The sequence below is a fragment of the Thalassospira lucentensis genome, assembly GCF_032921865.1.
In the GTDB taxonomy this organism is placed as follows: domain Bacteria; phylum Pseudomonadota; class Alphaproteobacteria; order Rhodospirillales; family Thalassospiraceae; genus Thalassospira; species Thalassospira lucentensis_A.
This window is the reverse complement of sequence record NZ_CP136684.1, coordinates 3215641-3237425: the sequence shown is the minus strand read 5'-3', so window position 1 is coordinate 3237425 and position 21785 is coordinate 3215641. Positions and strand designations below refer to the sequence as shown.

The 21785-nt window shown below is 56.5% G+C and carries 22 protein-coding genes and 1 other RNA gene; 9 read left to right on the top strand and 14 right to left on the bottom strand.

The features are described 5' to 3' along the window. Positions 1-24: 24 nt before the first annotated feature. The 8 genes from R1T41_RS15690 to R1T41_RS15655 all read right to left on the bottom strand — a co-directional run bounded on the left by R1T41_RS15690 (position 25) and on the right by R1T41_RS15655 (position 5739). A complete protein-coding gene (locus R1T41_RS15690; protein WP_317337746.1) occupies positions 25-969 on the bottom strand; it encodes an energy transducer TonB in 945 nt (314 codons plus the stop codon). A 6-nt stretch (positions 970-975) separates the two neighbouring features. Beyond that, positions 976-1428 (bottom strand): protein TolR, encoded by a 453-nt coding sequence (gene tolR, locus R1T41_RS15685; protein WP_062951682.1) that lies wholly within the window; start codon positions 1426-1428, stop codon positions 976-978. Between the two features lies 1 nt (position 1429). Then, complete coding sequence (gene tolQ / locus R1T41_RS15680; protein WP_062951681.1) at positions 1430-2161, bottom strand: protein TolQ; 732 nt, start codon at positions 2159-2161, stop codon at positions 1430-1432. Positions 2162-2168: 7 nt separating this feature from the next. After that, on the bottom strand, positions 2169-2630 hold the full coding sequence (locus tag R1T41_RS15675) for a YbgC/FadM family acyl-CoA thioesterase (RefSeq protein WP_317337745.1): 462 nt from the start codon (positions 2628-2630) through the stop codon (positions 2169-2171). Further along, positions 2627-3703: a Holliday junction branch migration DNA helicase RuvB gene (ruvB, locus tag R1T41_RS15670; RefSeq protein WP_062951679.1), complete on the bottom strand. Its 1077-nt coding sequence runs from the start codon at positions 3701-3703 to the stop codon at positions 2627-2629. The genes R1T41_RS15675 and ruvB overlap by 4 nt, the downstream gene beginning before the upstream one ends. Next, entirely contained in the window at positions 3700-4398 is a 699-nt protein-coding gene (gene ruvA, locus R1T41_RS15665) for a Holliday junction branch migration protein RuvA (RefSeq protein ID WP_317337744.1), read from the bottom strand. Before ruvA ends, ruvB begins: the two co-directional genes overlap by 4 nt. Further along, positions 4395-4913, bottom strand: coding sequence for a crossover junction endodeoxyribonuclease RuvC (gene ruvC, locus R1T41_RS15660; protein WP_062951677.1), 519 nt, complete (start codon positions 4911-4913; stop codon positions 4395-4397). The genes ruvA and ruvC overlap by 4 nt, the downstream gene beginning before the upstream one ends. Positions 4914-4992: 79 nt before the next feature. Continuing rightward, on the bottom strand, positions 4993-5739 hold the full coding sequence (locus R1T41_RS15655; RefSeq protein WP_062960087.1) for a YebC/PmpR family DNA-binding transcriptional regulator: 747 nt from the start codon (positions 5737-5739) through the stop codon (positions 4993-4995). A gap of 491 nt (positions 5740-6230) precedes the next feature. Between R1T41_RS15655 and R1T41_RS15650 the strand changes: the two genes are divergently transcribed. Both R1T41_RS15650 and R1T41_RS15645 read left to right on the top strand, forming a co-directional pair. After that, entirely contained in the window at positions 6231-8402 is a 2172-nt protein-coding gene (locus R1T41_RS15650; RefSeq protein ID WP_097050601.1) for a methyl-accepting chemotaxis protein, read from the top strand. A gap of 354 nt (positions 8403-8756) precedes the next feature. After that, complete coding sequence (locus R1T41_RS15645; protein WP_317337743.1) at positions 8757-10976, top strand: methyl-accepting chemotaxis protein; 2220 nt, start codon at positions 8757-8759, stop codon at positions 10974-10976. 71 nt (positions 10977-11047) lie between these two features. Here the strand turns inward: R1T41_RS15645 and R1T41_RS15640 are convergent, their stop codons facing one another. The 6 genes from R1T41_RS15640 to R1T41_RS15615 form a co-directional block, all read right to left on the bottom strand. Then, entirely contained in the window at positions 11048-11545 is a 498-nt protein-coding gene (locus tag R1T41_RS15640) for an SRPBCC family protein (protein ID WP_317337742.1), read from the bottom strand. 58 nt (positions 11546-11603) lie between these two features. Continuing rightward, positions 11604-11942 (bottom strand): ArsR/SmtB family transcription factor, encoded by a 339-nt coding sequence (locus R1T41_RS15635; RefSeq protein WP_062960093.1) that lies wholly within the window; start codon positions 11940-11942, stop codon positions 11604-11606. A 122-nt stretch (positions 11943-12064) separates the two neighbouring features. Then, positions 12065-12880, bottom strand: coding sequence for a TIGR00282 family metallophosphoesterase (locus R1T41_RS15630; protein WP_317337741.1), 816 nt, complete (start codon positions 12878-12880; stop codon positions 12065-12067). A gap of 110 nt (positions 12881-12990) precedes the next feature. Further along, a non-coding RNA gene (ssrS, locus tag R1T41_RS15625) (6S RNA) lies at positions 12991-13151 on the bottom strand. Between the two features lie 59 nt (positions 13152-13210). Then, positions 13211-13552, bottom strand: a complete 342-nt coding sequence (locus R1T41_RS15620) for a cell division protein ZapA (RefSeq protein ID WP_317337740.1) — start codon at positions 13550-13552, stop codon at positions 13211-13213. A gap of 5 nt (positions 13553-13557) precedes the next feature. Beyond that, the gene (locus tag R1T41_RS15615) at positions 13558-13824 is read right to left on the bottom strand and encodes a DUF4164 family protein (RefSeq protein ID WP_062952516.1); all 267 of its coding nucleotides are present in this window, start codon (positions 13822-13824) and stop codon (positions 13558-13560) included. A 478-nt stretch (positions 13825-14302) separates the two neighbouring features. On the opposite strand from R1T41_RS15615, the gene tkt reads away from it, so the two are divergent. The 7 genes from tkt to R1T41_RS15580 all read left to right on the top strand — a co-directional run bounded on the left by tkt (position 14303) and on the right by R1T41_RS15580 (position 21785). Next, positions 14303-16285 carry a transketolase gene (tkt, locus tag R1T41_RS15610; RefSeq protein ID WP_062960097.1) on the top strand — a complete coding sequence of 661 codons (1983 nt, stop codon included), beginning with the start codon at positions 14303-14305 and terminating at the stop codon, positions 16283-16285. A gap of 112 nt (positions 16286-16397) precedes the next feature. Beyond that, positions 16398-17405 (top strand): type I glyceraldehyde-3-phosphate dehydrogenase, encoded by a 1008-nt coding sequence (gap, locus tag R1T41_RS15605; protein ID WP_114124041.1) that lies wholly within the window; start codon positions 16398-16400, stop codon positions 17403-17405. Positions 17406-17495: 90 nt separating this feature from the next. Further along, positions 17496-17942 (top strand): hypothetical protein, encoded by a 447-nt coding sequence (locus tag R1T41_RS15600; RefSeq protein WP_317337739.1) that lies wholly within the window; start codon positions 17496-17498, stop codon positions 17940-17942. 50 nt (positions 17943-17992) lie between these two features. After that, positions 17993-18643, top strand: a complete 651-nt coding sequence (gene thiE / locus R1T41_RS15595; protein ID WP_062952512.1) for a thiamine phosphate synthase — start codon at positions 17993-17995, stop codon at positions 18641-18643. Positions 18644-18838: 195 nt separating this feature from the next. Continuing rightward, positions 18839-19405 (top strand): elongation factor P, encoded by a 567-nt coding sequence (gene efp / locus R1T41_RS15590; protein WP_062952511.1) that lies wholly within the window; start codon positions 18839-18841, stop codon positions 19403-19405. 55 nt (positions 19406-19460) lie between these two features. Continuing rightward, complete coding sequence (locus R1T41_RS15585) at positions 19461-20270, top strand: inositol monophosphatase family protein (RefSeq protein ID WP_197467397.1); 810 nt, start codon at positions 19461-19463, stop codon at positions 20268-20270. 267 nt (positions 20271-20537) lie between these two features. Then, entirely contained in the window at positions 20538-21785 is a 1248-nt protein-coding gene (locus tag R1T41_RS15580; RefSeq protein WP_317337738.1) for an OmpA family protein, read from the top strand.

Genomic DNA, 21785 nt, shown 5'->3' with positions numbered 1-21785 from the left:
TTGAGGGACTTATGATTTTATTCATTACAGGCCCAGCATTTCACGCATGTCAAAATTGAACGTGAATGTGCGCCACATTTCGTATTTATCCAGCGGCAGTTTTAGAGGACTGCATTGCGGATTTAGCACAGCTCGAAGGGCACTTTCTGCAATCGTACGGCGTGATGGGTCGCCGCCAATCTCGCCAGAGTTGCTAATTCGTGCCTGCCGGACGGTACCGTCCGGGTTCGCGCTGACATGAATTTCAACCGCGAAGTTCCCGGCTTCCTTGGCTCCGGCCGGTGGGCTCCAGCAGCGTTCGATCTGTCTTTTGACGGCGTCAAGCTCGCTCATAGTCAAACGTGCGTCCAGACGCGTCGCGACAACCTCGCTGGCATTGTCCTCGGGCGTATCTTCCGGTGTATCCTGTGGGGTCGGCTGTGCGCTCGGTTCGGTTTTACGCACATCCTTCAGAATATCGGCAAGCGTCCGCTTCGGTTCCGGATCGGGTTGCTTCTTCGGCTCGGGCTTCGGTTCCGGTTTTGGCTCCGGCTTTTTGGCTTCAACCGGCTTCGGTTTCGGCTTTTCCGGGGTCGGGGTCGGTTCCTTCTTCACTTCCGGCTTCGGAACGGGTTTGGGTTCCGGCTTGGGCTGTGGTTTGGGTTCGACCTTCGGTTCCGGTTTTGGCTCTGGCTTCGGCTCCGGTTTTGGTTCCGGTTTCGGCGCGGGCTTTGGTTCCGGCTTTGGCTCCGGCTTCGGAACGGGCTTTGGCTCTGGCTTCGGGGCCGGTTTCGGTTTCGGCTTTTCTTCAGCTTTCGGCTTTGGCAGCGCCTTGGTCGGAGCCGCCGAGAATTCATCGACCGTGACCACCTCGACCGAAATCGACTGCAGTTCCAGCGGCGTTTCCTCGAACAGTTCCGGCAGGCCTAACCAGGCAATCAAAAAGATCGCCAGATGGGCTGCCAGGGAAATCAGAACACTGCGTAACATGTCGGTTTACTTGCCCTTTTCGGGCAGCTCCGCGATCAGCGCAACTTTGCTAAACCCGGCTTCACTGATCAGGCCCATGACTTCCATCACACGGCCATAATCGATTGCCCGGTCACCGCGCACGAAAATGCGGGTATCGCGTTTGTTCTCGGTAATGGCCGAAAGCTTCTCGGCCAGCGTGTCCTGCGGGACTTCACTATCCATAATATAAAGGGTGCCATCACCGGTGACCGACACGACCAGCGGTTCGTCCTGACCGGTCATCGGGGCTGCCGACGTTTCCGGCAGGTCGACTTCGACCCCGACCGTCATCAGGGGTGCAGCAACCATGAAGATCACAAGCAGGACAAGCATCACGTCAACCATCGGGGTAACGTTGATGTCGCTCATGGCCTTGCGGCGGTTGCGACGACCGCGGCGGCGTCCTCCGCCCGATCCGGATGCGAGTTGTGCGCCCATATCAGTCTCTCGCGTCGTCAAGCTGGCGCGACAGGATCGACGTGAATTCGTCGACAAACGCCTCAAGGCGATTACCGTAACGGCTCAGGTCGCTGGAAATCTTGTTATAGGCCACCACCGCCGGAATAGCCGCGACAAGGCCCATCGCCGTTGCCAGCAACGCCTCGGCAATACCCGGTGCGACAACCGCAAGCGATGTGTTCTTCGATGCTGCAATCGACTGGAAGGACACCATGATGCCCCACACGGTACCAAAAAGGCCGACAAACGGTGCGGTCGAGCCGACAGACGCCAGGAACGTCATGTAACGTTCAACCCGATCCATTTCCCGGCCCAGCGTGGTTTCCATCGACCGTTCAAGACGCTGCTGCAGGCGGGCGCGCATTGTTTCGCCCTTGACCCCGCGCGCATTGGAACGACGCCATTCGCGCATGGCCGACACAAAAATGGCCGACATCGGATCGCGTGGCTGATCGGCGATACGATCATACAGGTCTTCAAGCGACCCGCCCGACCAGAATGCTTCTTCGAATGTATTTGCCTGGGCGCGCAGTTTGCGCAACCGCATCAGTTTTTCAAAAACAATTGCCCATACCCAGACCGATGCCAGCATCAGCCCGATCATCACCGTTTTGACGACAATCCCGGCCTGCATGAACAGGCCCCACATGGACATGTCATGAGCCATGACCGACTGCCCCAGCGTTACCGCGTCGACCACCTGATTTTCCATATTCTCTTCAGTCCTCGTTCACATCCAGATAGGTTGCGTAAGCCATTCTCAATTCTTCGGGCAGCCTTTGCGCCCGTAACTCTTGCAGTGACATGCAGGCGAGATATATCTCGATAACCACGAGTAGCTCGTCGTCCCGCATGATCTTCTGCTCGAATCCCAGCGACGCGCCCCCCAGTTTGATCAGGCGACTTTCCACAATCAGCCTGTCTTCCAACCGGGCCGCCCGGCGAAAATCGAGCGTACAGTGTCGAACGGCTATGGCAACTTTGTGGCGCTCTGCAACACTTCTATTGCTAAACCCCAACAGGTTAAGCATCGCTGAACGCGCCCGCTCGGCAAAGGCGAGATAGTTGGCGTGATACACAACCCCACCCGCATCGGTATCCTCGTAAAACACCATTAACGGGAAGATATGCCGCTTGCCTTCGATATAACCGAGCAGGCCGGTATCGTTCGTATCCGTCATTCGTCTGTCCCGTCTGCGGCATTGGCCGCACGCTGGTCAAACAGATCCGCCAGCGGCACACCATTGCCTTCACGTGGCGGCACAAGGCCCAGATGCTTGTACCCCTTGATGCCCAGCATACGGCCGCGCGGGGTGCGCTGTATCAGCCCCTGCTGCAACAGATACGGCTCAATCACATCCTCGATCGTGTCGCGTTCTTCCGACAGGGCCGCGGCCAGCGTATCAACGCCCACCGGCCCGCCGCCGTAATTCCCGGCGATACAGTTCAGGTAACGCCTGTCCTGACTATCAAGGCCAAGATTATCGACCTCAAGCCGCGTCAGGGCCGCATCGGCGATGAATTTATCGACGGGCGATTTACCGGCAACCACCGCAAAATCACGCACACGCCGCAACAAACGCCCGGCAATACGCGGTGTTCCCCGTGACCGGCGGGCGATTTCCATCGCCCCCTCGCGCGTCATATCGAAATTAAGCAACCGCGCCCCGCGTGCGACGATCTCGACCAGTTCTTCGGGCTCGTAGAATCGCAACCGCAACGGAATACCGAAACGATCACGAAGCGGCGTGGTCAAAAGCCCCGACCGCGTCGTCGCCCCGACAAGGGTAAAGGGCGGCAGGTCAATCCGCACCGAACGTGCTGCCGGTCCCTCGCCGATGATCAGATCAAGCTGGAAATCTTCCATCGCCGGATAAAGGATTTCCTCGACCGCCGGGTTCAGGCGATGGATTTCATCAATAAACAGTACATCGCGCGGCTGAAGGTTGGTCAGAAGGGCTGCAAGATCACCAGCCTTGGCAATGACCGGGCCGGATGTCGCCCGAAAACCAACACCAAGTTCGCTGGCAACAATCTGCGAAAGCGTGGTTTTGCCTAGCCCCGGTGGCCCGAAAAACAGCACATGGTCCATGGCTTCTTCGCGGCCACGCGCGGCCTGAATGAAAACGTCAAGATTTTCGCGCACTTCCTTCTGGCCGGTAAAATCGTCCAGCCGACGCGGGCGCAGCGAACCGTCCTGATAATCCTCTTCGCGGCGTTCCCCGCTGAGTAAACGGTCTTCTTCCTCGCTCACGCGCTAAGCTCCTTCAGTCCCAGACGGATCAGGGTATCAAGTGTCTTGTCCTCACCGGCCTGCTGGGCCGCCTTGCCAACCGCGCCAAATGCCTCGGACCGGCCATAGCCCAGATTAACCAGTGCGGAAACCGCATCGGCCAGAACCGCACCATCATCCACAACAGGTGCGGCTTCGGCTGTGTCGATGCTCACATCACTGACCGGTTTGGCAGATTTGGCAGATTTTTTTGACGAAGTTGCGGCAGGTGATGCTGCCGGTGCGGCTGGCGCCGCCACCGGACCAAGATTAAGACGCGCGGCCTTGTCTTTAAGCTCGCCAACGATACGGGTCGCCACCTTCGGACCAATCCCCGGCGCACGGCAAAGGGCGGTGGTATCCTGTGCGGCAAGTGCCCGCAAAAGATCGGTCGGGCTTAAAACAGACAAAAGGGCCAGCGCCACCTTGGCCCCCACCCCCTGCACCGTCGTCAAAAGCGCGAACCACTGTTTTTCTGCGTTATCGGCAAATCCATACAGATGAATGTGATCTTCGCGAACATGGGTTTCGATCATCAACCCCGCTTCACCACCTTTTGGCGGCAGCATGGTCAATGTTCTGCGCGATGCAAAAACAAGGTATCCAACCCCGTTCACATCGATGATGACACTGTCCTCGCCAATGAAATCGACAATTCCGCGAAGTTTTGCGATCACCTGTATTTTCTCCCCGGTCCGGCTGTTATCCCCGCAAGCGCACGGGTTCCGGCATGTTGTGCATGACAAATCGCCACGGCCAAGGCATCGGCCGCATCTGCGCCATGGATTTGACATCCCGGCAGCAACGTGGACACCATCATTTCAACCTGTTGCTTGGCCGCATGACCGGCACCCACCACCGTCTTTTTGACGGCATTGGGTGTATATTCCGTTACCGGAATGCCACAGCGTGCTGGTGCAAGCAGTGCAACACCGCGCGCCTGCCCCAGTTTAAGGGTCGAAACAGGGTTCTTGTTAACGAAGGTTTCCTCGACCGCGGCCTCGTCGGGTGTCCAGGTCGCAATCACATCCATAAGCCCGCTATGAAGCTGGTCAAGACGCTCCGCCAGCGACAGCGTCTGTGTCGAGGTCACGACACCGTTGGCAACATGACGCATCCGGTTGTCTGTAAGGTCGATCACCCCCCAGCCCGTGCGTTGAAGACCGGGATCGATACCAAGAACCCTGACCACGTCGCCCCACCTTATTATTATGAGCAAAATAAAATACGCCCGTCATTCAAAAGGGAATGACGGGCGTAAGCAAGCGTAATCAGTTATCAAGCGCGGCAACGATCTCGTCGGTCCAGTTCACATTGGTCCAGACATTCTGCACATCGTCGTTATCTTCAAGCACATCAACAAGCTTCATGATGCTCTGTGCCTGTTCAACGTTGATATCGGCCTCGGTAACCGCACGGAAAACAAGCTTCGCGCTTTCCGGATCGCCGAACTTCTCGGTCAGGGCCTCACGCACCGCGTTAAGATCTTCGATCTCGGTTTCGATGATGTGATTCTCATCATCGGTTTCCGCATTTGCAGCACCGGCCTCAAGGGCGGCTTCAAACATTTCGTCCGCACCCGCCTTGTCCACCGGGTAAACGATTTCGCCAAGACGGTTGAACATGAAGCCGACCGAACCGGTTTCGCCAAGGTTGCCACCGCTTTTGGCAAATGCGGCGCGCACTTCGGATGCGGTACGGTTGCGGTTGTCCGTCAGGGCCTCGACGATAACGGCAACACCGGCCGTACCGTAACCCTCGTAACGGACTTCTTCATAATTGTCGCCCTCGCCGGCACCGGTCGCCTTTTTGATGGCGCGATCGATGTTGTCCTTGGGCATGTTCTGAACACGCGCGGCGGCAATGGCCGCACGCAAACGCGGGTTGCTGTTGATATCGTCACTGATTTTCGCCGAAACCGTGATTTCACGGGCGAGTTTGGTGAAGATTTTGGCGCGCTTTTTATCCTGCGCGCCTTTGCGGTGCATGATGTTTTTAAATTGGGAATGGCCGGCCATAACCTGAAACCTGTATTCTTTTCGTGTTGTCGATCAGTGCAAATCGGGCACCGGCCGGTAACTGCGGGATCTTCCCGGGCAGACCGGTCTCGCGATGATTGCGCGCCAGTCGGGCGGACCGAACCGGACCGGACAACTGGCAGGCAGAAATTTCGACCGCTCCTATATCCTGTTTGCGACACAAGGTCCAGCTATCCGTCATCTGTTCGCATCCATCAACCGGCACGCACCGGAAACCCGGTCGCATCACCTGTGATTTATACAACTTATGGATTTAATCGTGATTTTTTGTCGCAGAACTGCTTACATCTTGCAGTTCTGTGAATAATATTTCAATAATGTCCCTTAATAAGAAAAAATAACTCTAAAGTATAACTCTCGGGGGTTACGAACCGGGCGGCGAAAACAACAAAATGCCCGTTGCCTGATCCAAGAAACCCGGTCGGACGAAGAAGCCGCCCGGGGAAAACAGCACAAGAAGGTAGGACAGAATGGGAACTAAGTTCGGGGTCCAAAGCAAGCTTTTGATATCGTTTGCGTTGGTCGGTTTAATGGCAGTCGTGTCTGCCGTTGTGGGTGCCGTTTCTTTCAACAAGTTCGGCGAAGCTCTGACAACCATCACAGAAGAAAAACTTCCGCCAATCGCCGCCGCACAGGAACTGGCGACCGAAAGCGCGGAAATCGTGGCGATTGCGCCACGCATCGTTGCATCCAATTCCACCGACGAAGAACAGGCCATCAAGGAAGAACTTGATTTCCGCCTGCTGGAACTGGTCAACAAGATCAACGAAATCGAAGCCACCGGCTTCATGCCCGAAGTCATTGCCACGATCAATGACAACCGCATTCAGTTGCAGGACACCCTTGGCCAGTTACACACCGTAACCCAGGAACGCTTTGCCATTTCCGCCGAAAAGGCCGAAAAACTGGGCGAATTCCAGGATCTTGCCAAACGCTATGGCGACACGCTGAAACCGGTTCTGTCCTATACCCAGAACGACATCGCGCAGGGCAATGCCTACGCACAGTCGCTCAAAGACGATCCGTCCGCCAAATACACGGCAAGCACCGAAGAAGTGATCGAGAACTTCATAAAAATGAACGACGCCATCAGCGCACGTTCACCGGTGCTGGAAATCGAACGCCTTGGTTCGTCCGCTGCCAACATGATCATCGCGTCCACCACCGAAACGCAGGCCGTCCGCCTGTCAATCATTCCGGTGCGCATCCGCGGCACCTATGCCGATGCCCTTGCCGCACTGGAATCGATTGGCAACGAACGGCTTAAAAACTTCTATGTCGAACTGATCGACAAGATGTCGAAGCTTTCGGTGGGTGATGACAGCCTGCCGGAACTTCGCAAACGCGAACTGGCCGCAGCCGAGGAAAGCCAGCGTCTGGTCATCCAGAGCGGTGAATTCGCCAACGCGATGCGCAGCAGTGTCGCCGAACTGGTCGCCGCCCTGAACTCCGAAGTCCAGGATGCCGCCGCACAGGCCAAAGTGGTCGAGAAACAGAGCCTGACGGCACTGGCTGTCGTCGCAGCCGCCGCCATCCTGATTTCGCTGATCATTTATGTCGTCTATGTCCGTGGCAACCTTCTGCGCCGCCTGGCCGGTCTGCAGAAAACCATGGTCACACTCGCCGACGGCAATCTCGATATCGACGTCCCGGTCAAGGGTAACGACGAAATCACCGCCATGGGCCGCGCGGTCGAGGTGTTCAAGGACAACGCCCTGAAAGTCCGTGAACTTCAGGCCGAAGAAGAACGCCTGAACCGTGAACGTAACGAGGCCCTGCGTGACGAGTTGCTTGGCCTTGCCGATACCCTGCAAAACGAAGTCGAAAGTGCGGTCGGCGAAATCGCTGCCCTCGCCGAACAGCTTCAGGGTGTGTCTGGTCAAATGAGCCAAAGCGCCGAACTGGTTTCCGGCCAGACCGAAGATGTCGCATCCTCGGCACAGGAAGCCACCGGCAACGTCGAAACCGTTGCCGCGGCCACCGAACAGCTCTCGGCCTCGAATGCGGAAATCAACCGTCAGATGGCGGAATCGACCCGTATCTCGAACGATGCTGCGGATCGCGCACAGGAAACCAACCAGTTGGTGGTCAGCCTGTCGCAATCGGCAAACCGCATTGGCGAGGTGATCGCACTGATCACCGACATCGCCGAACAGACCAACCTTCTGGCGCTTAACGCTACCATCGAAGCGGCACGTGCCGGCGATGCGGGCAAGGGCTTTGCGGTTGTCGCGGCCGAGGTCAAAAACCTCGCCAACCAGACTGAAAAGGCGACCGAGGAAATTGCCGGTCAGATTTCCGGCATCCAGAAGGCGACGGGCGAATCTGTCACCGCCATCGAGGATATCGGTCGCATCATCGAAAACATCAACGAGATTGCCACCACCATCTCGGCCGCGGTCGAGGAACAGGGTGCCGCAACCGACGAGATCACGCGAAACGTCCGCAGTGCCGCCGATCGCACCCGCACCGTTTCCGCCTCGATCAATGATGTCGCAAGCGAAACCGGCAAAACGGGCGAGCTTTCCGGTCAGGTTCTGTCAACCGCACAGACCGCATCCGAAAAGGTCGAAAATCTGCGTTCGCGGATCAACGGCATCCTCGAAGACCTGCGTCAGCAGGCGCGTGATCGCGCCTCCTGATCCATCAGACTTCGTTCTTGTGCAAAGGCCCGCCTCATGGCGGGCCTTTTTGTTTGGCACCATAACCACAAGCTTTTGTACAAAAAGAATTATCCAGATGGACAGGACTGTAAAATAAGTAAAACATTTCGGTTATTCTACACAGATGCGTGTGCTATAGAATTTCCCAACATAAGAAAAACAAAAACTTCCGCTTTCAATTATCCGCATCCTTATCGTTCCTAACCGATATCGCGGATATCCCCGAATGCGGAACCCACAGGAAGGTTCCATCCAGGAAAATCAAACAGACGTGCGTTACCGGCATGACAGAAGCCGGTGCGCTGGTTATGCGTAATCGGGGTTAGGTGAGTAATGGGAAAGACTATCAAATCTGATGATCGCCAGAAGCCGGTCAAAAAGACCGCAAAAGGCTTCGGCGTTCAGGGGAAACTGGCGGCATCATTTGCCCTTGTCGGCCTGATGGCCGTCGTGGCGGCCACCGTCGCCGTCATATCGTTTGGCAAATTCGGCACCGAACTTGCCAACATCACACATTCAAAACTGCCGCCGATGTTTGCGGCACAGCAACTGGCAACCGACAGCGCAAAGATCGTGGCCATCGCGCCGCGGATCATCGCATCGAAAACCCCCGACGAAGAACAGATCGTCAAAGCAGAACTTGATACGCTGCTGGCCGGGCTTGATGACAATGTCGGGCAATTGCGCGAAACAAATCTGCAACCCGAAATTCTGGATGGCATCGATACCAACAGTGCCAATCTGCGCGATGCCCTGGAAAATCTGCATTCAATAACCTTGAACCGGTTTGCCATCGCAGACGAGATCGCCGAGAAACTCAACAAGTTTCAGCAGCTAAGCGGGCGATACAGCAGCATGATCACCCCGCTCCTGTCCTTTACCCAGACGACCATTTCCGGGATCAATGCTTCCGTCGAAGACCTGCGCAAATCCGGCGATCCCCTGCCCTACGAAGATCAGGTCCGCACCACCAAACTTCTTTATGACCTGAACGATGCCGTTGCATCGCGTGGTCCGGTGCTGGAACTCAGCCGTATGGGAAGCGACATCGTCAATACGATCCTGACATCAAGCTCGCTTAACGATACGACCCGGCTTTCGGTCATCAGCGTGCAGGTCCGTGGCAGCTTCGCGTCGCTGCAGAAACTGATCGAAAGCCTCGAGAACGAAAAACTCAAAAAGTTCTACACCAACATCGTCGGTGACATGCTTGAACTGTCAATCGGCGACGCCAGCCTCCCGGCCTTGCGGATCAAGGACCTTGAAGCCGCAGCAACCCAGCAGCAGATTGTCGATCAAGGCGCGCAATACGCCGCCGACATGGAAAGCAGCGTCAAGGCACTGGTTGAAAGCCTGCAATCGGATGTCGACACCGCCGCCGCATCGACCCAGACCCTGAATGCGCAAAGCTCGCAGATCATGTATGGCGTCGCAGCCGCCGCCATCCTGATTTCGCTGATCATTTATGTCGTCTATGTCCGTGGCAATCTTCTGCGCCGCCTGGCCGGTCTGCAGAAAACCATGGTCACACTGGCCGATGGCAATCTTGATATCGACGTCCCGGTCAAGGGTAACGACGAAATCACCGCCATGGGCCGCGCGGTCGAGGTGTTCAAGGACAACGCCCTGAAAGTCCGTGAACTTCAGGCCGAAGAAGAACGTCTGAACCGCGAACGTAACGAGGCACTCCGTGACGAGTTGCTTGGCCTTGCCGATACCCTGCAAAACGAAGTCGAAAGTGCGGTCGGCGAAATCGCCGCCCTCGCCGAACAGCTTCAGGGTGTGTCGGGTCAAATGAGCCAAAGCGCCGAACTGGTTTCCGGCCAGACCGAAGATGTCGCATCCTCGGCACAGGAAGCCACCGGCAATGTTGAAACCGTTGCGGCGGCCACCGAACAGCTTTCGGCCTCGAATGCGGAAATCAACCGTCAGATGGCGGAATCGACCCGCATTTCCAGCAATGCCGCCGACCGCGCACAGGAAACCAACCAGTTGGTGGTTAGCCTGTCGCAATCGGCAAACCGCATTGGCGAAGTCATCGCACTGATCACCGACATCGCCGAACAGACCAACCTTCTGGCCCTTAACGCCACCATCGAAGCGGCCCGTGCCGGCGATGCGGGCAAGGGCTTTGCGGTTGTCGCGGCCGAGGTCAAGAACCTCGCCAACCAGACCGAAAAGGCGACCGAGGAAATTGCCGGTCAGATTTCCGGCATCCAGAAGGCGACGGGCGAATTTGTCACCGCCATCGAGGATATCGGTCGCATCATCGAAAACATCAACGAGATTGCCACCACCATCTCGGCTGCGGTCGAGGAACAGGGGGCGGCAACCGACGAGATCACGCGAAACGTCCGCAGTGCAGCCGACCGCACCCGCACCGTTTCCGCCTCGATCAATGATGTGGCAAGTGAAACCGGCAAAACCGGCCAACTGTCGGGCGAAGTTCTGACCACCGCACAGGATGCCTCGCACAAGGTCGAGGCCCTGCGTGCGCGCATCAACGGTATTCTCGAAGACCTTCGCGAGCAGGCCCGCAGTCGCGCCGCCTGACCCCAAAACCTGTATCCCGAAAAAAAAGAGGCCCGATATTTCGGGCCTCTTTCGTGTTCCGGCACCTGAAATCAGGCATGTTCCGTGATTTCCACCGCCAGTCTTTCCAGCAATCCCTGCCAGCCCTCTTCGCGAAATTCCGCCTTGTCGAAACCGTCAAGAAACGCCCCCTGCTCGGTGAATTTCAGGCGCGTCTTGCCGTCCCCTTCGGGTTTCAGTTCCACCGTCGCGACCGAGGCGGAAATGCGTTTGTCGTCCTGATCCATCGTGTAGGCAAAGACGATCCGGTTATCGGGCACGATATCCTGATAAAGCGTGTCGTTATGATAAAACACCTTGCCGTCCTGGCTGAAACGTCCACCTTCACGCCCGCCGACCCGGAAATCGTGATTATATTCGATGACGTCCCATCCCTCTTCGGCAACAAACCAGCGATGATGGGCGTCCGCGTCGGAAAACGCCCGGAAAACGCGGGCCGGGCTTGCGTCATAAACCCGTTCGATTATGAACATGGCATGGGTGACAGAACGTGCGATCTTGTCATCTGCTTTATTGGCGGCGGACGTCATTGTGCTGCTCCTGCTGTTATGCTGGCCCGGTCCATTTTTGCGGTTCTTCCATGACGGGCTATTCGTTTGGCGGTTCGGATTTCGCCAGGAATTCTCCCAATCGGTCAAACCGGCGCGCCCAAAGGGATCGTCGCTCATTGATCCAGATTTCAACCTGTGTCAGCTGTTCGGGTTCAAGTTCACAGGTGCGAACCCTGCCCCGTTTCATGCTGCGGACAAGCCCGCAGTTTTCCAGCACCCGCAAATGACCCATCACGGTCGGCAACGCCATATCAAGCGGTTCGGCAAGCTCGCTGACCGTCGCAGGCCCCTTGCACAGCCTGTCAACCATGCCGCGACGCGTGGCATCCGACAGGGCGTGAAACATCTGGTCGAGTTGTTCATTATTGTTAGTCATATGCCTAAGTAACAAATCCAAACATCGCATACAAGAAATAGTTAGGTATTTTGCTAACTATTTCCAAAAACAAAACCCCGCCGATACCGACAGGGTTTTAAAGCATTGAAAATGTTTGGATATTACGCGCTGGGCCAGCTACCCTTAAGCCGTCCGCCGATACGAACCGGCTCGATCCGTTTGGCAAGGCCGGTGACATCGTCGGTTTCAACATAAATGCCGCACACCGTTGCCGGGCCGTCTGCCGGTTCGAACCGGCCAGTCGGCATTTTGGTGATGAATTTGCGGACCGAATTTTCCTTTTTCATCCCGATCACGGAATCAAAATCGCCGCACATGCCGACATCGGTCTGATAGGCCGTTCCGCCCGGCAATATCTGGGCATCCGCGGTCGGAACATGGGTGTGGGTTCCCAGAACAAGCGATGCCCGCCCATCGCAATGATGGCCAAACGCCATCTTTTCCGACGTGGTTTCGGCATGGAAATCGATGATGATCGCATCAACATTCTTGCCGAGCTTATGCTTGGCAAACAGTTTGTTCGCCCCCTGGAACGGGCAGGACAGCGGGTCCATGAACAGCCGCCCCATCATGTTAACAACGCAAACTTTTTTGCCCGAACGGGTTTTGAAAACATAGTCGCCCTTGCCCGGCGTCCCGTCGGGGAAGTTCCACGGACGCAGAAGTTTTTCATCCTCGTCGATATAGGCAATGATTTCGCGCTGATCCCAGACATGATTGCCCGTCGTCAGGACATCGGCACCGGCATCATAGAATTCCTTGCAGATTTTGGCGGTAACGCCAAAACCGTGGGCCGCGTTTTCGACATTCACCACTGCGATATCGACCGAAAGACGGTCCCGCAGCATCGGTAACGCTTCAAGTGCTGCGGTACGGCCGGATTGGCCAAGAACGTCGCCGAGATGGAGTAAACGCATTGTATTTCCTGTTTCGTCGCACGCCCGAAATTCGGACATGACTGTAACCGATGCCCCTGTCAGACGCACCGTTTGATGCACAACATAAATGAGATGGGGATATGAACTAAGTGGGAGCCACCGCTGCCGTTGGCCATGTGGTAATTCCTCGTGACCTGCGTGTGCAGGTGGGCGCCGTATAACGAGACCACGGCCTCGACAGGGACAGCTCCCTAGAGAAATGAGCATCGGCCCCGGGAATTAGCGAACCTGACGAACAGGGCAGCCCCCGAATTGCTGCTGCGCCCGATCGCCGCGAACGGCGCATCGAAAACAGTCAGCGTCCGGAACTTAGTCCTGCGAAAGCTTTTGCGCAATAGCTTCGATGCGAACAGCCATGCTTTCCATGTTTTCCGCAATCGCGTCACCTTCGGCGGCACTGACACTGCCGGGCTCCGGTCCAGCCATTGTCTGGCGACTGCGCAATTTTTCATGCATGTCGCCAAGCTCGTCGGCAATCAGAAGACTGGTCATGACCAGAAGGCGCTGCTCGCCAATCTGACCAACCGCACCGGCAATTTCACGAACCCGTTCATCGACATATTGCGCAAGGTTCATCAGGCGTTCTTCCTGACCATCGTCGCAGGCAACATCGTAGCTGCGCCCGTTAATTCGTACTGAAACCTGTGCCATGGAATTTATGCCTGCTTTTGTTCGCGATCATCATCAAGGACCAGACGCAACTGCCCGACCGCACCATCAAGGCGGGCCGAAACGGTCTGGGTTGCTGTTGCGAGCTTGTCATAATCCTGACGCAAGGCAGCCAGCTGGCTTTTCAGGGTTTCGACTTCACCGGCAGCATCGGACTGGTTTCCGATGTCTTTGGCCATACGCGACTCCGCGGCAGCATCAAGACTGTCGATGGCCGCTTTTAGTCGGTTACTCGCTTCTAGCAAACGCGACATATTCAATATCCAGCTTTGTTAAACTACCCGGTCAGCACAGGCAAAACCTGTTCCTGATCACAAGATCGGCCACCCTGCCAACCGACTTTGTCATGAAAAAGGCTGATTTATTCCCGAACAAACCCGTGGCTTCAAATATCAGCCTTGGGGATCAATGCCCGAAAATCGTATGGAAAAGCCCGCCATGACATGCTGCACGATATGTGGTCCGTCCACTGAACCAACAGGATACAAGGAACACAGGACCGACTGGCAACATAGGGGTCAAGATCGGGACGCGTCAACAAGCACCATCGCCACATGACATGTTTGTCATTTTCGTTAACCGCAATCAGGACAACAGGCGCAGTTTTTCGACAGAAGCGGTTGACGGATGCCCCCTGTGCGGGCATGTTCCGCGCGAATTCCGTTAACATGGAATACATGTATTAAAAGTGTTTTCATCGCCCGACCGCGAAACCCCCAGGAACCGCATCCAATGACGACGCAATCAGAACACAACCGCATGGCCAATGCCATTCGCTTTCTTTCGGCCGACGCCGTCGAAAAAGCCAACTCCGGACATCCCGGCATGCCGATGGGCATGGCAGACGTCGCGACTGTTCTTTATACCAAATTCCTGAAATTTGATCCCAAGCACCCGAACTGGCCCGACCGCGACCGTTTCATCCTGTCCGCAGGTCACGGTTCGATGCTGCTTTATTCGCTTCTGCACCTTACGGGTTACGAAGATTTCGATCTGGATCAGATCAAGAATTTCCGTCAGATGGGCTTCCGCACCGCGGGTCACCCGGAATATGGCCATGGTGCCGGTATCGAAACCACCACCGGCCCGCTGGGTCAGGGTATTGCGACCTCGGTCGGTTTCGCGCTTGGCGAACGCATCATGAATGCGCGCTTTGGCAATGACGTTGTCGATCATTTCACTTACGTGATTGCCGGCGACGGCTGCCTGATGGAAGGCATCTCGCAGGAAGCCATTTCGATGGCCGGTCACCTGAAACTGTCGAAACTGATCGTCCTGTTTGACGATAACGGCATTTCAATCGACGGCCCGACCTCTCTGTCGACGTCCGAAGATCACAAAAAACGTTTCGAAGCCGCTGGCTGGGACGTGCAGCAGATTGACGGCCACGATCCGGTCGCCATCGAAGCCGCCATTGCCAAGGCAAAAACCACCAACACGCCCTCGATGATCGCCTGCAAAACCGAAATCGGTTTTGGCGCCCCGACCAAGGGTGGCACCTCGGCAACGCACGGATCCCCGCTTGGCGCGACCGAACTTGCCGGTGCGCGTGAAAAACTCGGCTGGACGGCCGAGCCGTTTGACATTCCGGCCGACATTCTCGACGCATGGCGCAATGCCGGTGCACGCGGCAAGGCCGATTTCGATGCATGGGGTTCGCGTTTCGAAAATCTTGAAGCCTCCCTCAAGGACGAATTCGAACGTCGCGTCGAAGGCAAACTGCCGGAAAACTGGATTGACGCGTTCAACGACTACAAAAAGCAGATCACCGCTGAACTGCCGAAAGTCGCGACCCGCAAATCGTCGCAGAACGTTCTTGAAGTCCTGACCAAGGCAATACCGGAAATGATCGGCGGTTCTGCCGACCTGACCGGCTCGAACAACACCAAAACCGGCGTTCAGGCCCCGATCACCGCTGATGGCGGTTATCATGGCGGCTATATCTATTACGGTATCCGTGAACACGGTATGGCTGCGGCCATGAATGGTCTGGCACTTCATGGCGGCGTTCTGCCTTATGGCGGCACCTTCCTGGTCTTCACCGACTATTGCCGCCCGGCAATCCGTCTGTCGGCCCTGATGAACCAGCGCGTTGTCTATGTCATGACCCATGATTCCATCGGTCTTGGCGAAGACGGCCCGACCCACCAGCCGGTCGAACATGTCGCATCCCTGCGCGCAATGCCGAACGTTACCGTCATCCGTCCGGCCGATGCGGTTGAAACCGCCGAAGCATGGGCAATGGCGATCACCAACGAAACCGGCCCGACCGTCATGGCGCTGACCCGTCAGAACCTGCCGACCCTGCGCACCGAATACCGCGAAGACAACCTTGTCGCGCGCGGCGGTTACGTGATTTCGGATTGCGACGGTGATCGTCAGGTCACCCTGATTGCGACCGGTTCCGAAGTCGAAATTGCCGTGAACGCACAGGCGAAACTCAAGGCCGACGGCATCAATGCTGCCGTCGTCTCCCTGCCAAGCTGGGAACTGTTCGACGCGCAGTCGCCGGAATATCGCAAGGAAGTCCTTGGTGACAAACCGCGCATCGCCATCGAAGCCCTGTCGGTCTTCGGCTGGGAAAAATACGTTGGCGACAACGGCAAAGTCATTGGCATGCACGGCTTTGGTGCCTCGGCACCGGCCGAAGTCCTTTACGAGCATTTCGGCATCACCGCCGAGGCGCTGGTCAAGGCAGCCAAAGAACTCGTTTAATTCAAGGGGCCGGATCGGTAATATGCCGATCCGGCCTTTTTTCTATGGGGTTGAACCCCAAGCCGTGATTGATACTCCCCAGGTACCAATCATCATAATTTTGGAGGGATGAATGGCTATTCGCGTAGCGATTAATGGTTTTGGTCGTATTGGCCGTCTGGTTCTGCGTGCCATCGTTGAAAGCGGCCGTACCGATGTTGAAGTCGTGGCCATCAACGACCTGGGTGACGTCGCCACCAACGCACATCTTCTGAAATACGATTCCGTTCATGGCGTTCTTGCCAATGACGTCAAAGCCGAAGGCAACGACCTTGTCATCGACGGCAAGGCGATCAAGGTCTGCTCGGAACGCGATCCGGCGAACCTGCCGTGGGGCGCTCTGAATGTCGATATCGCATTCGAATGCACCGGCATCTTCCTCGACGAAGCGGGTGCCGGCAAACACCTGACCGCAGGTGCCAAGCGCGTTCTGATTTCCGCCCCGGCAAAGGGCGACATCAAAACCGTCGTTTACGGTGTTAACAGCGACACGCTCAGCGCATCCGACATCATCGTTTCGAACGCATCCTGCACCACCAACTGCCTGGCACCGGTTGCAGACGTTCTGAACAAGACCGTTGGCATCACCAAGGGCTTCATGACCACCGTTCACGCCTTCACCGGCGACCAGAACACGGTCGACAGCCTGCACAAGGATCTGCGCCGCGCCCGTGCCGCTTCGCTTTCGATGATCCCGACCTCGACCGGTGCGGCCAAGGCCGTCGGTCTGGTTCTTCCGGAACTCAAAGGCAAGCTTGATGGCACCGCCATCCGCGTCCCGACCCCGAACGTTTCGATGGTTGACCTGACCTTCGTTGCCGGTCGCGACACCACGGCTGATGAAATCAATGCCGCGATCAAGGAAGCCGCAAACGGCCCGCTCAAGGGTGTTCTTGGCGTTTGCGATGCACCGCTGGTCTCGATTGACTTCAACCACAATCCGAACAGCTCGACCTTCGACGTCACCCAGACCCAGGTTATCGGCGGCAACTTCGTCCGTATCCTGTCCTGGTACGACAACGAGTGGGGCTTCTCGAACCGTATGTCCGATACCGCCGTTGCCATGGCGAAGTTCCTTTAATCGGAACTTGAAGCTATCGATCCGGATCAGGGCGGCCTTCGGGTCGCCCTTTCTGTTTGGCAAATCCCGACCCGGTGATATTTTGCCCCGATGAAAGACACCACAAACCTTTTCATTCGCATTCATGGCATGGCTGGCGGCCAATCAGCCTGCCGTGTCGCAAGGCTTTTGGCAGGGCATGCGCGGATCAATCTGCTGTCGCCGGAAAATGCCGGGGCGTCGCTTGGTGCACAATGGTTTGCCACCCTGATCGGAAGATTACGAACCGAATTTCCCGATGCCCTCATCCACGGCATTCTTGATTGTCGCGGGCGTCGTGCATCGGCCCTGGCCGCGATGGAAACCGGGCTGGATGCGGTATTGCTTGATGATGATCTGCCTGATGATCTGAAAGCCCGGCTTGAAAATCTCGGATCAAAGTCGGGATGCCGGGTCATCACCGCCCTGCCCGACCCGGACCGGATTTACGAAACCGGTGACGATCACCTGCCCGATACGGAACTTGACCGGCGGCTTTCGGCGTTTTTGGCTGGGTGATTGCCAAAAGGGTGATGAAACGTTACATGATACGCAGTTTTTGATCAGGAATGACCATTGTGAACGCAGACGACCAAACCGGCCTTTATCTTCTGACACCGCCAAAAATCGATCTGGCCGTGTTTCCGGACCTTCTGAAATCCGTGCTTGATACCGGTGCGATTGATTGTCTGCAGCTTCGTCTCAAAGACGTTTCCGATGATGAAATCCGCAAGGCGATTGATGCGATCCTGCCGCTGTGCTCAGACCGCGACATTCCCCTGATCCTCAATGACCGTCCTGACATTGCCAAAAAATCGGGTGTTGATGGCGTTCATGTCGGTGAAGAAGACGCCAGCTACGCCGAGGCACGCGCCATCATGGGCGAGGAACACATTGTCGGCGTGTCCTGCTATGACAGTCGCCATCGCGCCATGGAACTTGGTGAAAAAGGGGCTGATTACGTGGCGTTTGGCGCGTTCTATCCGACGCAAACCAAAGAAGCCAAAACCAGCGTCACCCCCGAAATCATCGAAATCTGGACGACCTTTACAACCGTCCCCTGTGTCGCGATTGGTGGCATCACGGCTGATAACCTTGGCCCGATCGTCGAAGCCGGTGCCGATTTCATCGCCGTTACAGGCGGAGTCTGGAGCCATCCGGACGGTCCCGAGGCCGGGGCAAAGGCGATCAAGGCCGCGATTGCCGCTGCCTCGGACTGAAATCCAGCCCGGTTTATCCCCTTTTAACCGCAGGGATTTGGCGCCAGCCATGCGCGAATGACGGTTTGCCATGCACGCAAACCCTGATCAATCTGCTTGCAGCAAATTCGCCAAACTGGTAGTTAAGCCCGACTTTAATGGGACGGATGTCCCGCTTACATCGTGAATCTGTGATCTGAAAGAACGGTTGGTGCCATGAAAATCAACGGCAACGAAATCCGTCCGGGTAACCTTATCGAACATAAAGGTGCCCTGTGGCGTGCGGTAAAATGCCAGGCTGTGAAGCCGGGTAAAGGCGGTGCGTTTAACCAGGTTGAACTCAAAGACATTCGTACCGGCACCAAGCTGAACGAACGTTTCCGTGCCTCGGAAACCGTCGAACGTATTCGTCTGGAACAGAATGAATATACCTATCTGTTTGCCGATGGTGACATGATCACCTTCATGGACAGCGAAACTTTCGAACAGATCACAGTCAATGCGGAACTCGTCGGTGAACCGGCTGTATTCCTTCAGGACGGCATGGTTGTTACCATCGAATCCTTCGAAGGCGAACCGCTTGCCGTTACCCTGCCCGAACATGTTGTCTGCCAGATCGTCGAAGCCGACGCGGTTGTCAAAGGGCAGACCCAGTCTTCTTCCTTCAAGCCGGCCGTTCTTGATAATGGCGTTCGCATTCTGGTGCCGCCGCATATTGAATCGGGTACGCGCGTTGTCGTGAACACGACCGAATGCACCTATCTCGAGCGTGCAAAAGACTAAGGACATTCGTCCTTGGGCCTTCATTTTTTTACTTTCAAACACCGGGAGATGAGCCGTGCGTGGCGCCGCCCGTCGTTCAGCAAATATCAATGTCATGTTCAAGGCCGTCGAAAAGGCGGCCTATGGACTTAAACGCGACTTCGGTGAAGTCGAAAACCTTCAGGTGTCGATGAAAGGCCCGGCGGATTTCGTATCTGCTGCCGATCACCGTGCCGAAAAACGCCTGCGCGAAGAACTTGAACGTGCGCGTCCGGGCTATGGTTTCCTTCTGGAAGAAGGCGGCGAAATCAAGGGCTCCGATCCGGAGCACCGCTGGATCATCGATCCGCTTGATGGCACCACCAACTTCCTGCACGGCATTCCGCATTTTGCGATTTCCGTGGCCCTGCAAAAGGGTGACGAAATCATTGCCGGCATCATTTACGATGTCGCCAAGGATGAATTCTTCTGGGCCGAAAAAGGCGTTGGCGCCTATCTTGATAACCGTCGCCTGCGTGTTTCGGGCCGTCGTCGCCTGAATGAATGCGTTCTGGCATGCGGTGTCCCGCATATCGGACATGGCGATCACGCCGCGTTCGAAAAACAGCTTCATTCGGTCATGGATCGTTGTGCCGGCGTGCGCCGTATGGGTGCTGCATCACTTGATCTGGCCTATGTTGCCGCCGGTCGCTTTGACGGTTACTGGGAATCCCATCTTAATGCGTGGGATATCGCTGCGGGCCTTCTGATGATCACCGAAGCAGGCGGCTATGTCCGCGATGCCAAAGGTGGCACCAACATGCTTGGCACCGGCAGCGTCGTTGCCGCCAACGACTATATCCAGCCCGTGCTGGCCAAGACGCTCAAAAAAGCCGTTACCGAGTAAGTATCAGCTTTTATTACCGTTTTTTGAAAGGGCATCCCTGCTTTGGCACGGATGCCCTTTTTGCATCCCGCCCCTTGCCAAAGGTCAAAGCGGTTGTTCATCATCAAGCTCTAAGCTATGGTACTTGCCGTCTGGCCAACCATATATCGGGGTGGCTGGATCGGGGTGGCACAATGAACAAAGAACAATGTGCCAAAAGATCGACACAAAACTGTGCGTTATAAAACAACGTGTTCAAACACAGGGTAACAAGGGGCCTGCGATTTGATGAAGGGGTATTCCAAGATTTCGGTGCTGGCATTCATGGCAGCACTGGGCGGTAATGCGGTTGTCAGTGGCGGTGCATCCGCACAGCAATACACCCCCGTATCCGTTGACGACAGCGTACAGGTAAACTGGGACGTTGCCGACGGCATCGGCGGACAACCGACCGTACCGAATTATCTTTCACCCTCGGTTTCGCGCGAACATATTTCGATCGCTGGCAGCGATCTGATCTATCCCGAAACCCGCCCGCATTCGGAATTCCTTGCCGCAGACCGCTTTGCGCAGGATGTCAGCGGCACGACATATGGTGACGGATTTGAAACCGTCGTCATTGATGGTGCCGGCAGCAACGACATCCCGACCCGGTCGCAATTTTACGGCGTCCCCGGTGTCACCACCAGCCCATCCTATGATGATGGCGCAAATCAGGTGATCACGCTTAACCGGCCTGAACCGGCTGCAGCCCCGCGCGCCAAACCGGCTGCCCCGGTGGCAGCCGCAAAAACAGGCAGTGGCAGCGCACCGGTTCCACTAAGCAAACCGACACCGGCACCGACACAGGTCCCGGCTCCTGCCGCCGAAATGGCCCAGGCATCCGAATCCCCTGCGGCACCGAAGGCCGAACCAGCTCCCGAAGCACCGAAAGTCGAAACAAAACCGGCCGAAATCGAACCCCCAAAAGCCCCGCCGCTTCCGGCCGAGGAAACCAGACAGGCACCGCCTCCTCCGGCACCGGAACCGGTTATACCGGACAAGTCAAACGTGCCAGAGGCACCAAGCCCGGCACCCGATACCACAACATCACCGCAGGAAATGCTTGAACAGCGTTCCAGCAACGAGACGCCTGTCGCGCCGGCCCCGGCACCAGAACCGGCAGCCGAAGCCGCCGCAGTACCACCAGCCGCCAAGGACCCGGTTGTATCTGCACCATCCGGTGCTGGCGAATACAGCCTGGCATTCGGTTCGGGCAGTTTCGAGCTGAACAACGCCGCACGCAGCCAGCTTGACAGCATCGTCAAAAGCATGGGCAGTGATGAAAACATGCGTATTCAGCTTCAGGCCTATGCCGAAGGCGATTCCAACAATGCCAGCAAGGCACGCCGCCTGTCGCTTTCGCGCGCCCTGCAGGTCCGTTCCTATCTGATCGACAAAGGTGTGCGGTCCACGCGCATCGATGTCCGTGCGCTGGGTGCCAATGTTCCTTCCGGCCCGGCGGATCGTGTCGATATCAAAACCGTTCAACGCTAG